This is a genomic window from Roseibium sp. RKSG952 (assembly GCF_009711355.1).
On the sequence record NZ_SMMF01000885.1, the window covers coordinates 18,002 to 30,139 of the forward strand.

The 12,138-nt window shown below is 53.6% G+C and carries 13 protein-coding genes; 1 reads left to right on the forward strand and 12 read right to left on the reverse strand.

The window, feature by feature from the left end:
- Window positions 1-14: 14 nt before the first annotated feature.
- Window positions 15-731 carry a response regulator transcription factor CtrA gene (gene ctrA, locus E1297_RS13940; protein WP_155139115.1) on the reverse strand — a complete coding sequence of 239 codons (717 nt, stop codon included), beginning with the start codon at window positions 729-731 and terminating at the stop codon, window positions 15-17.
- A gap of 85 nt (window positions 732-816) precedes the next feature.
- On the reverse strand, window positions 817-1,110 hold the full coding sequence (locus E1297_RS13945; protein ID WP_155139117.1) for a DUF1153 domain-containing protein: 294 nt from the start codon (window positions 1,108-1,110) through the stop codon (window positions 817-819).
- A gap of 130 nt (window positions 1,111-1,240) precedes the next feature.
- Here E1297_RS13945 and mnmA point away from each other — a divergent pair, with 130 nt between their 5' ends.
- Window positions 1,241-2,386, forward strand: a complete 1,146-nt coding sequence (gene mnmA / locus E1297_RS13950; protein WP_155139119.1) for a tRNA 2-thiouridine(34) synthase MnmA — start codon at window positions 1,241-1,243, stop codon at window positions 2,384-2,386.
- Here mnmA and E1297_RS13955 read toward each other — a convergent pair.
- The 10 genes from E1297_RS13955 to dxr all read right to left on the reverse strand — a co-directional run.
- A complete protein-coding gene (locus E1297_RS13955; RefSeq protein ID WP_155139121.1) occupies window positions 2,383-2,964 on the reverse strand; it encodes a hypothetical protein in 582 nt (193 codons plus the stop codon). The two genes, mnmA and E1297_RS13955, sit on opposite strands and share 4 nt — an antisense overlap.
- A complete protein-coding gene (gene lpxB / locus E1297_RS13960; RefSeq protein ID WP_155139123.1) occupies window positions 2,964-4,121 on the reverse strand; it encodes a lipid-A-disaccharide synthase in 1,158 nt (385 codons plus the stop codon). Before lpxB ends, E1297_RS13955 begins: the two co-directional genes overlap by 1 nt.
- Window positions 4,121-4,915, reverse strand: coding sequence for an LpxI family protein (locus tag E1297_RS13965; RefSeq protein ID WP_155139125.1), 795 nt, complete (start codon window positions 4,913-4,915; stop codon window positions 4,121-4,123). Before E1297_RS13965 ends, lpxB begins: the two co-directional genes overlap by 1 nt.
- 4 nt (window positions 4,916-4,919) lie before the next feature.
- Window positions 4,920-5,702, reverse strand: a complete 783-nt coding sequence (lpxA, locus tag E1297_RS13970) for an acyl-ACP--UDP-N-acetylglucosamine O-acyltransferase (RefSeq protein ID WP_155139127.1) — start codon at window positions 5,700-5,702, stop codon at window positions 4,920-4,922.
- On the reverse strand, window positions 5,699-6,172 hold the full coding sequence (gene fabZ / locus E1297_RS13975) for a 3-hydroxyacyl-ACP dehydratase FabZ (RefSeq protein WP_155139129.1): 474 nt from the start codon (window positions 6,170-6,172) through the stop codon (window positions 5,699-5,701). The genes lpxA and fabZ overlap by 4 nt, the downstream gene beginning before the upstream one ends.
- A gap of 72 nt (window positions 6,173-6,244) precedes the next feature.
- Complete coding sequence (locus E1297_RS13980) at window positions 6,245-6,829, reverse strand: OmpH family outer membrane protein (protein WP_155139131.1); 585 nt, start codon at window positions 6,827-6,829, stop codon at window positions 6,245-6,247.
- Between the two features lie 5 nt (window positions 6,830-6,834).
- Window positions 6,835-9,195: an outer membrane protein assembly factor BamA gene (bamA, locus tag E1297_RS13985; RefSeq protein WP_155139133.1), complete on the reverse strand. Its 2,361-nt coding sequence runs from the start codon at window positions 9,193-9,195 to the stop codon at window positions 6,835-6,837.
- Between the two features lie 129 nt (window positions 9,196-9,324).
- A complete protein-coding gene (locus E1297_RS49150; protein WP_170330473.1) occupies window positions 9,325-9,471 on the reverse strand; it encodes a hypothetical protein in 147 nt (48 codons plus the stop codon).
- Between the two features lie 91 nt (window positions 9,472-9,562).
- Window positions 9,563-10,915 carry an RIP metalloprotease RseP gene (gene rseP, locus E1297_RS13990; protein WP_155139136.1) on the reverse strand — a complete coding sequence of 451 codons (1,353 nt, stop codon included), beginning with the start codon at window positions 10,913-10,915 and terminating at the stop codon, window positions 9,563-9,565.
- A 4-nt stretch (window positions 10,916-10,919) separates the two neighbouring features.
- Window positions 10,920-12,138, reverse strand: a 1,219-nt coding sequence (gene dxr / locus E1297_RS13995) for a 1-deoxy-D-xylulose-5-phosphate reductoisomerase (RefSeq protein WP_209015788.1), incomplete at its 5' end; no start/stop codon positions are given.

Sequence of the window (12,138 nt, forward strand, 5' to 3'; positions counted from 1 at the left end):
GCCCCCTGTTCAAGTCAGGCGCCGACCGCCATTCTGGTCTCATCGACCGTATTGTTCTGAGGATCGCGCAGAACGTAACCCCGGCCCCATACCGTCTCGATATAGTTGTCGCCGCCTGTTGCATTACTGAGTTTCTTTCTCAGTTTGCAGATAAACACATCGATGATTTTTAGTTCAGGCTCGTCCATGCCACCGTACAAGTGGTTCAGAAACATTTCCTTAGTCAAAGTGGTGCCCTTGCGAAGGCTCAGAAGCTCCAGCATCTGGTATTCCTTACCGGTTAGATGAACGGTTTTACCCTCCACCTCAACGGTTTTGGCATCCAGATTTACTGCCACCCGACCTGTCTGAATGATCGATTGCGAATGTCCCTTGGACCGGCGAATGATAGCGTGAATCCTTGCAACAAGTTCTTCACGATGGAACGGCTTGGTCAGATAGTCATCCGCCCCAAATCCGAAGCCTTTAATCTTGCTTTCGGTATCATCCGCTCCGGACAGGATCAGGATTGGTGTTTCGACACGAGAGATCCTGAGTTGGCGCAGAACCTCATGACCGTTCATGTCAGGCAGGTTGAGATCCAAAAGGATGAGGTCATAGTCATAGAGTTTGGCCAGATCTATGCCTTCTTCACCGAGGTCCGTCGCATAAACGTTCAGGTTGGCATGCGTCAGCATCAGCTCGATGCTTTTCGACGTGGTCGGATCATCCTCGACAAGAAGTATGCGCATAATCACTGCTCCAATTCGGGTCAAATATTCCAGTTCAAATTGAACCTGAACAAAAATGGTTAATCTGACGTTACCGTTGAATCAGTTATTCACTTTCTACCTTAGGTTGTCGATATTTTTTTATAGCCGTCACTTTCAACGCATCCACACCATGCTCTGCGACGGCGGAAACCCAGGAATTAAACTCCTCTTCGCTGATGCCATATCGCTTTTTGGCATCGGACAGCGTTATTAACCCATACAAAACCCCGCGTACGACCACCACTTTTCGCGAGGCAACCCAGCGTCGCGTGTCTGCAGGTGGCAGATCAGCACGCGTTAAAATCGTTCCATCAGGCAGGGTTACCGACCGTGGTCCTTCAACTTTGTGCAAATACATCTTCTCAACCCTTTTCTTGCTGCGACAAAGCTGAACCCAGCCTACTTAATGCTGAGTGAAACCGCCCCTTGAGAGTGTGTAGAATTTTCCTATATTCTGCCGGTCTTTCTTAACCCTGACTGGAACCGCCATGGCCCTCGATACCGAGACCCCGCTGAACTCACTTGGCTTTGCCAAACCGCCTTCGGAAACGCGGGTGGTTGTTGCCATGTCCGGTGGCGTGGACAGTTCGGTCGTTGCGGCCTACCTCGCGGATCAGGGGTATGACGTCGTGGGTGTAACTCTGCAGCTTTATGATCACGGCGCTGCATTGGCCAAAAAAGGTGCATGCTGCGCAGGGATCGATATTCACGATGCACGTCGCGTCGCCGAAGAGCGCGGGTTCCCGCACTACGTTCTGGACTATGAGAACATCTTCAAAGATGCGGTCATTGATGAGTTCGCAGATAGCTATCTGGCTGGCGCGACACCGGTACCGTGCATCCGCTGCAATGAGCGTGTGAAGTTCAAGGATCTGCTGGAAACGGCAAAGGACCTAGATGCCGACTGCATGGCAACCGGCCACTACATTCAGCGCAAGATGGGAGAGAACGGGCCAGAGCTGCATAGCGCAGAGGATGCGAACAGGGATCAATCCTATTTCTTGTTCTCGACCACGCCAGAGCAGTTGGACTTCCTTCGCTTTCCGCTTGGCCACCTGCCCTCAAAGGACGCAACGCGTGAAATGGCTGCGCAGTATGGATTGGCAGTCGCAGATAAGCCTGACAGCCAGGACATCTGTTTTGTACCGAACGGCAATTATGCCAGCGTGATTGAAAAATTGCGTCCAGGTGCAGCAGAACCGGGTGAGATCGTTCATGCGGACGGTCGAGTTCTGGCGCAACATAACGGTGTCATTCACTACACGATCGGTCAGCGTCGCGGTCTTGGCATCGGCGGGCTGAGCGAGCCTTTGTACGTGGTAAAGCTCGACGTCGATAAAAAGCAGGTTGTGGTTGGTCCGAAAGAGATGCTGGCCACCCGCACGGTTCCTGTCCGTGAGATTAACTGGCTGGGTGATGCGCCATTCATGTCTCAGAAAGAATGGCATGTCTCGGTCAAGGTCCGCTCGACCCGGCCACCGCGCGAGGCAATCATTCGTCCACTGTCGGACACTACTGCCGAAGTAGAGCTGTTTACGGCAGAAGAAGGCATTTCGCCCGGTCAGGCCTGTGTATTCTATGAATCAGAGGGCAGCCGCATCTTCGGCGGCGGTTGGATCTGGCGCGGTTACTAGATCGCGTCAGTCCATGAGTTGCTGAGGATATAGATCCCGGCGCAGATCATCACATAGGGCACCAGTTTCTCCAGCCGGCGGGCCAATCCGCCGGTCATGACCGGTGTTCGCGCACCCAGAAAACCCAAAAAAGCCAATCCTAAAGCTGCCAAGGACGCGCCAATCACGCCCGCCACCCGGAAACTCGGGGCGGAATCGGCGAGCAAAGGCGCAAGAACGGCGAATGTATCCATCGATAAGCTGATGAAAAGCATCATAGTCACCAGCGTTGATGCGCTGGGTGATATGTGCGGGTCGGTTTCGGAGCCAGTGCCCCTGTACTGCCGCACTACTCCAAACAGCCCGAGGGTCAGAGGAAACACGCCCAGATATCCGGCCCAGTGAGGCACGACATCATCTACGCCCAATGCAAGCAACAATGCGGCGCTGATCACGATCATCTGCGCCAGAAGAAATCCCGTTACAGCCCGACGCGGCCCGGATACCAACATCAAGGCGAGCAAGGCCGCCAGATTGTCCAGATTGGTCAATATCTGAGCCATGAAAGCGGATGCAGCAAAGACCACGTGATCCAGCATCAGGCCCTCATTCGCTCAAGAACCGCCCGGGCTGCCCGCAGGCCCGGGGCCTCCCCGCCTCTTCCCAAGCGCTCCATTGTGACTGACATGGCATCGTATTGCTCGGTCGGGTTCTCGGAAACGTGTTTCAATGCCGATGCGATCTTATCGGGTTGGCAATCATCCAGCAGACATTCCGGAACCGCACGTGTGTCTGATACGAGGTTGACCAGTGTCACGGTATCCAACTTGACCATGCGCTCGGCCATTTTTTGTGTCAGCCAGTTCAGCTTGTAGGCAATCACCATTGGTGTGTTCTGTGCTGCCAATTCCAACGAAACTGTGCCCGACGCTGCAAGTGCCAGATCAGCCGCGCCGAAGGCCGCCCGTTTATGGGCCGTGGCCTGCGATGCGCTTACCTTTCGGGGGTCTAACACCAGCGCATTGCCAGGCCAGTTTGGCACGATCGAATTGATCAGATCTGTGGCTGGCCCGACAGTTGGAACAACAACCCGAAAATCTGGTCGCTCGGCCAGGAAAAGCTGCAGCGCCTCGCCGAAACACGGGGCCAGCCTTTCAATCTCGCCTTTACGAGAGCCCGGCAAGGCCAGCAAAATCGGTGCATCCCCTAAATCAAATGTCTGACGGAATACCGAGATGTCCTGAGGGGTCGCTATTGGTTCGCTGGCGACGGGGTGACCAACAAAGTCGCATTCCATCCCAGCGCGTTCCATGTAGGGCGGTTCAAACGGCAGCAGCGCCAGAACGTGATCAATGACTTTCGCCATTTTGTCCGCTCGTCCGGGCCGCCATGCCCAAACACTAGGCGCCACATAGTGTACTGTGCGGATATGACTGCCAGCCTTGACGATTTTAGCCACGCGCAGTGAAAAATCAGGGCTATCGATCGTAATCAGTACATCTGGTTTCGTGTCCAACACAGCCTGTGCTGTCTCGGAAATGCGCCGTTTCAGGTGAAAGAACTTCGGCAATACCTCAACCAGCCCCATGACGCTGAGTTCCGACATGGGAAACCGGCTGACCAGTCCTTGCTCCTGCATCAGAGGGCCGCCAACGCCGTCAAACTGAACTCCGGGAACGAGGGTTTTCAAACCCTCCATCAATGCGCCCCCCAACCGATCGCCCGAAGGTTCTCCGGCGACCAGAAAAACACGCATCAAACCGCCCGCTCGCGGACGAACAGGAACAGTCCCAGCCGGTCACATTCCTCGATGACACGCTCGCGTTCGAGAACAATGACGCCGCCCTTTTCGATGACAATACCTGTCAGGCCAGCTGCTACGGCCGCTGCAACAGTGTCCGGCCCGATCGCAGGCAGGTCAGCACGTCTATCCTGGTCCGGCTTTGGGCCTTTGAACAGGATCCCTCCGCCCGCATCTGGTCGCTGGGTCAAAGACTGCAGCATCCACGCAGTGCCAAAGATACCTTCAACGGCCAGTGCCTGCCCTTTGAGAATTGCACAGGCCTGTCCGATGTCAGCAGCGCCCATACTGCGAAGAATACCGGCACCCCGATCGGCGTCTGCAAGATCAGCGTCCGATGGCTGCGCCTGTGTCAGGCACCCGAGCGGAGGCAGGATGTCTGGTGCAATCTCGTGGGCTGCGCGCACGTTCATGCCAGCATCCTCAAAAATGCCGATCACTGCGCGCAAGGCACCATCATCCCCTGACATCATGGCTTTCTGCAATATTGGCACCAGTGGCATCGTAGCAGCGTCGATGCGCTTTGGATCAATTGCAGGGCGTCGTACTGCGCCTGCCATGCAGATTTCAGTCACACCTCGGCTCTTCAGCTCTGAAACGAAACTGCCCAACTGCTCGAGAGGAAATTCAATCTCAGGAGCCAGATTGTCGGGCAAAAACCCTTCCATGGAACAGATCAAAGGGCGCTCGGCCAACCGAGCAATCAGTTCATCCGGCAACGCTCCTGTTCCTGCGATCAGAGCCAGCATTTGCTTACTTCCTTGGTGTCAGGAAAGATCGGTCGGATTCGCCGGTGACAAAATCGACGATCCTCCGAACATATTCGCTGTCAGAATCACCCAGTCGCTTGGCCCGGTCCATGAATGTACCATCACCTTCTGACAACTCACGAAAGGCTGCACGCAGAGCCGAGATATCTTCTCGGGAAACACCGCGTCGTTTCAGCCCTACAAGGTTCAGACCATCAAGCTCACCACGAGGGGCCTGTACCAGGCCGTAGGGAATGACGTCATTGGCGACCATCGTCAGTGCACCAATGATCGCGCCACGACCAACACGAACCCATTGATGCAGACCTGAAATGCCGCCGACGATCACGTCGTCTTCAACGACGCAATGCCCCGCTGCGCCGGCATGGTTCACCATGATGACCCGATTGCCGATCTGTACATCATGCGCAACGTGAACACCCGCCATCAGCAGGCAGTCATCGCCAATACGGGTTACACCACCACCACCTTCGGTACCGGTGTTGATCGTCACATGTTCGCGGATGCGGTTTCGTTTGCCGATCTCAAGACGTGTATCTTCGCCGCCAAACTTCAAATCCTGGGGGATCTCTCCAATGACCGAGAAGTTAAAGATCACAGTATCTTCACCAACCGAAGTGTCTCCGGTGACAACCACATGTGACTTCAACTCGACCCGGTCACCCAGACTAACCTGCGCACCGACATAGCAAAACGGCCCGATTACACAATCCTGGCCGATCCGCGCGCCGTCTTCGATGATTGCGCTGGGATGAATACCGCTCATGTCGTCTTTTCCATGTCCCAGTCTACGTAGGCTGAGAACTCGGCCTCAGCCGCTACTTCACCGTCTACGGTCGCCCGGCCACTGAATTTAAAGATCTTACCGCCGATTTTACCACGAACGGTTTCCACATGCATTTCAAGTATGTCGCCAGGCACAACCTTGCGACGGAACTTACACTTGTCGATGTTCATGAAGTAGATCAGCAACTCGCTGTCGATGACGTCCATGCCGACACCCAGCATGACACCTGCAGTCTGAGCCATTGCCTCGACAATGGTGACACCCGGCATGATTGGCGTGCCTGGAAAATGACCCTGAAAATGGGGTTCATTCATGGTGACGTTCTTAATGCCAACCGCAGACTTGTAGCCCGAGATATCCACCACCTTGTCGACCAGCAGAAACGGGTAGCGATGCGGCAGAATGCGCTGAATCAACTGAATGTCGGCACTCTTGGTTTCTGTGGTCATTGTGCAGATTTCCTGTTCTGGATTTCTCGTTTTCGAGTGGTTAGCAATACCGCTGGGTAAGAGCAAGACAGCCTATTGGCTGTCATTGTCTTCCAAACCGGTCCCGTCACCAATCGCGCTATTTATCCTAGCGATAGCGGCATCCGTTATATCAGAAGCATCTGAGCTGAGAAAAACATTGGAACGTTCAATGATCATCGACGCACCGTATTCACGCAGAAGATCAATGAGAACCGGTTGGACCAACTCAAAAAATCGGCCACGCGCTTCCTCGCTGCGTCGGGCCAATGCGTCCAGCTTTGCGCGCTGGCTATCTCTGTGTTGTTGCACTTTCCGGTCGAATGCTTCGGCCAATGGGCGGAATTCAGACGCTTCAATTTGTGCCCTTTTTTCCGTGAGTTCTTTTTCCTCATTGCTCAGCTCAGATACGATCCGTTCGTTTTCGGCAGCAAGCGATGCGCTTTCGGCTTCGATTTCTCCGAATATACGCTGTCCGAATGCGGATTCGGCGAACAGCCTTTCGCTAGAGATCGTCAGTACTCCGGATTCAGGAACACCCAATTGTTGAGCGAATGCCGGATTGGCAATTAACATCAGAAAAAAGACAAACAGGGCTCTGAGCGAGCCCTGTAGTATTTTCATTGGAACTTTGATCATGGAAATCAGAACTGTGCCTGAATGGTCAGGTCAAAGTTCTGCTCCTTGTCGAAATCTTCCTTCTTGAGAGCTTTGGAAAAGTTGAACCGCAAGGGCCCAAACGGCGTTTCCCAGAGTACCGATACCCCCACTACGTGTCGTATAGATCCGTTGGCACCAACAATCGTAGCTCCAGCTGTGTTCACGTTGTCGATGTTATAGAGGTTACCAACATCATAGAAAACGCCACCACGCAAACCCAGTTCTTCAGGCAGACCCAATGGGAAATCTGTCTCGAACCTTGCAACCCAGTAGTAGTTACCGCCAATAGCGTCATCCTGCCCGTTGGACAAATCTCGCGGACCAAGACCAGCTGGCTCAAAACCACGGAATGTGCTGGGACCAAGCACGTAACGATCAATTGTCCGGCTGAAGTCATCTCCTCTCCAGTGCAATGCGCCTAGTTCTAAGCTCGCACGTAAGGTCATTTCTTCGTTCAGAACTTTGGTCTGTGCAATCGTTCGCGCGGATGTCTTGAAGTACTGGTTGTCACCACCGAGTCCTGCAGCATCTACACCGACTTCGAACAGAACACCCGCATTCGGATTCAGACCGCCCAATCGGCTATCATATACGTAAGTCAGCCCCAACGAACTGCTTACACGTTCGCCTTGTGCAATTTCAGAGGTAATAACCGCTCCGTTTACTTCACCACTTTGCTGGGACATCTCACTGCGATCCCAGCCATAGCGAAGTCTCAATGCGGACAACTCGCCAATTGCATAGCTAAGCTGCGGCCTAAAGAATACCGATTTAGTATCATAGCTGGCGAAGCTTGAGTTGGTACTGGTCAATCCCAATCCCAAATCAAAACGCAGCTTACGCCCCAGTAGATATGGTTCGGTGAAGTTCAGGCTATACTCTTCAGCATCCTGCGCGGTCGAAAGATTGACACCAAGTGTTTGACCACGACCCAAGAAGTTAGATTCCTGCAATCCGATCGCAATACCAAAACCATCCGAGACCGAATAGCTACCGCCAAGGCTCAATGAGCCGGTTGGCTGTTCTTCGACATCGACATCGACGATGACCTGACTCGGTGTTGTACCTTCGCGTGGTTCCACATCAGCGACCGCGAAGAAACCCAATGCCCGAATGCGTTCAGCACTCTGTCGTATCTCACGAGGATTGAATGGGTCACCTTCAACCGTATCGAACTGGCGTCGAATTACACGATCGAGTGTGGTTGTGTTGCCTTCAATATCAATGCGCTCAACAAAGATGCGAGGGCCCTTGGTAAGAACGAATTGGACATCCAGCGTGAGATCGCGTTCGTTGCGTGTCACCCGGGGCTCGACGCGAAGGAAATCCACGCCTTGCTTGATTGCCAAACGTTCTTGCCGCGCGATTGAGTTCTCAACCAGGGTTGGAGAATACGTGACGCCCGGCTTGATCTTGAGCGCCGCTTGATATGCTGCAGCGTCCACGCCCGGGATTTCACTGACAGTACTGATTTTGCCGAACTTGAATTTCTGCCCTTCGGTGATGTTCATAACCAGGAAGAAAGCATCTCGCTCACGTGTGAACTCGACATTCGCGCTGTTCACTCGGAAGTCGACATAGCCACGAGACAAGTAAAAATCACGCAAGACCTGCTTATCAAACTCGATCCTATCCGCAATGAAGGTATCACCGCGCAAAAAGGTTCGAAGAATGTTTGCCTGCTTGGTCTCAAGTACGCGGCGCAGACGACGGTCAGAATAAGCACGGTTTCCAACAAAACTGACGCGCTCAATCTCAATAGTGGTACCTTCGGAAACTTCGAAAACGAGGTCGACGCGGTTTTCACTGCGCCGAATAATCCGCGGTATCACGGTGGCCGAGACACGGCCTTGGGCCGAGTAAATTTCGGCGATCAGGTCAGCATCTGTTTCCGCAACCTGAGGCGTAAAGACACGCCTTGGTTCGGAGGTTATGGCATCAAGCAGCAAATCGTCCTTTACGCGACGGTTACCTTCGATGCTGATCTGGTTGATTGTCGGGTATTCCTGCACATTGATAACCAATGTGCTCCCTCGAGGTGTCAGTTCGACTGTTTCAAAAACGCCACTGTCAAGCAAACGCTGGTAAGCGTCGTTCAACTGGCCCGCTGTTACAGATTGACCAGGTGCGATTCCCGTTCTGGCAATGATTGTCGAACTTTCGATCCGCTGATTTCCATCAACCTGAAATGAACTGAAGCTATAGTTTTGCGCCTGTGCGGCTTGTGGCAAAACCAGTAAACTCATTGCTGCAAAGAGGAAAAAAATCGTTAGTGTCTGCCACAAAATGTTGCCTTGCGGCTTTTGCATACCGCAGGATGTGCCCGCGCCTCTCCTGTAAGCCATATTTTTCTCTACCTAGAATTTTCGGACTTTAGAAGTTGAGTAACGGCATTGGAGCGCGTTGTCAAAAGACCAAACACAAACGCGACCCAATGGGCCGCGTGATGTAAATTTTCGATAGCGTGAGAAGAATCAGAAACCCAGAACGATTGCGACCGTGGCAAGATACGCGCCAACCGTCAGAGCAAGCGCAGTGACCCCAAAGCTCAGTAAAACATCCCAATTCAGGACGAACAGGAAGCGAAATCCCTGATAAGATTTTTGCAGTGCCTTGGTCATGATGCCGGTTCCGGACATAGAAAAATTGCCCCAATTCTATGAACTCGAATTAGGGCAATTTTACGGCTTTAAGGTGCCGCAGGTGTCACATTTAGCAGAACAGATCGTTGCTGACCGCAAATAGCATCAACGACAGAATCAGGGTGATGCCTACAGTCATCAGCACCCGTAACGCCTTGTCGCTCGGCGGCTTACCCGCCACGGCCTCATAGGCGTAAAATACCAGATGACCTCCATCAAGCGCCGGAATTGGAAACAGGTTCAACAGCCCGACCGCCGTAGACAGAACAGCAATGAAAAAGATGAAGTTCTGCGCGCCCTGGCTTGCCATTGCGCCCGATGTTTCGGCGATACCGATTGGGCCAGACATGTTGCACGTGCTGATAGCACCGGTAACCATGTGCCAGATACCCGACAATGACCCTTCTATAATGCGGACAGTCTGACGGACCCCCCCGGATAAGGAATCAACAATACCGGCCGGTTCCGTCGCAGGCTCCAGCATCATGCCGCCCACGATGCCGATACGCCAATGCGTAACAAAGCCACCATCCGTTTGCGGTTCATCCGTTCTTCGTGGGGCAAGTGCAAACTCCAGTTCTGCCCCATCACGCCAGACATCCAGCAACAGAACCTTACCATCGGAGCTTTCCACGTGCTCTTTCAACTGTGAAAAGGCAAAGATCGGATCACCATTGACGGCGGTGATGACATCACCTTGTTCTAGCTGGATGTCCATCGCCGCACTGCGCGGCGCAACCTGCTGAATCAGCGGAGGGAAAAGCCATGGCGCAGTCACATCGAACGTCTCGCCATCGCGAATGATCGTGTAATCAAGCGCCGGTTCCACCGGCAACGAGCGGGTAAAATTGCGCCACCCGCCTTCTTCATCAAAATCGGGTACTGGTATGCCTGCGATGGCTACGATTTCATCACCATCCTGCAATTCCTGAGCCGTTCCCGGCAGTGGGTGCAGTGATCCCACTGTCAACGGCTCTCGGGATACTCCATCCGACCAGAAAATCAGGCCAAACACCAGGATCGACATTACGAAGTTGAATATCGGACCTGCTGCCACAGTTGCAGCACGGGCCCACAAGGGTGCGCCGTGCATCGTTCGACGCAGCTCTTCAGGGCTTTGTTCGACGATTTCAGCCATCGCCTCTTCATCCTTGCCCGAAGCAGCGTTGGCGTCCCCCAGAAACTTGACGTAGCCACCAAAGGGCAGCAATGCGATCTGCCACTTCGTTCCCCGCTTGTCTACGCGGCTCCATAGAACCGGGCCGAATCCGATTGAAAACACCTCAGCATGGATGCCCGACCAGCGCCCTACGATGTAGTGACCATATTCATGCACCGCGACGATGACTGACAGCGCGATGACAAAAGCCAGTATAGTATAGAGCAAATTGCCGAATTGAGGGATCAGAGAAAGTATATCCAAAGTTTTATCCTGCTCTTTGCAATACGGCGTCATCCACCCATTGCCGTGCCAGATGGTCCGTTTGATGCACGTTATCAAGGGTCAGAGTGGCATCAAGCAGATGGGACTCGCTTTCAAACCGATCCAGAACTGCAGCCACCGCATCGGCCATGTCCAGAAACCGGATACGTCGATCTATGAAAAGATCGAGTGCCCTTTCTTTTGCAGCGTTGAATACAGCGCCGGACAAACCGCCCCGCTCCATCACCTCACGCGCAAGGCGCAATGCCGGATAGCGAGCTTCGTCAGGTTCCTGAAAGCGCAATTGCCCGAGTTTCGCCAGATCCAGCCGGTTTACCGGCAGCTCGCGCCGATCAGGCCAGTGCAGCGCATAGCCGATTGCATGCCGCATATCTGGCGCTCCAAGATGGGCCATCACCGCGCCATCGTTAAACCCAACCAGCGAATGAACAATCGATTCCGGATGAACCAAAACTTCGATCTTTGTCGGGTCGATTCCAAAGAATTCTTTGGTTTCAATCAACTCAAGCGCCTTGTTGAACATCGATGCGCTGTCGATAGTGATCCGCTGCCCCATATCCCAGTTGGGATGGCTCGAGGCTTGTTCGACAGTTGCATTTGCAAGATCGCCAATAGGCCAGTCGCGAAAGGCCCCACCGCTTGCGGTGATAATTATGCGTTCAACGGCCGCCATATCTTCACCAACAAGCGCCTGAAACACAGCCGAATGTTCGCTATCTACCGGCAATAGCCGCGCATCATGTTGTTGCGCGGTCTCAAGGACCAATTGTCCAGCGCAGACCAGCGTCTCTTTATTTGCAAGTGCGAGCGTTGCGCCCTGCTTCAACGCCTCAATTCCCGGCGCAAGACCTGCTGATCCGACAATTGCTGACATCACCCAATCGGCGGGATGTGCGGCTGCTTCTTTAATTGCGGCCTGACCAGCCGCGGCCTTCACACCACTGCCGGACAGTGCTGCCCGCAAGTCATCCAGACGATCATCATAAGCCGTTACAGCCAAATCTGCGCCTAGCCGAATTGCGTCATCGGCAAGTTGTTTGGTGTTTGCACCACCCGTCAATGCGACAACTTCATATGCATCGCGATCGCGCGCAATCAGATCAATCGTATTTTGTCCGACTGATCCGGTCGCACCCAGGATTGTTACCTTGCGCATTACATGCCTCCGGGCGCGTAGAATAACCCAGCGATCAGCACAAACA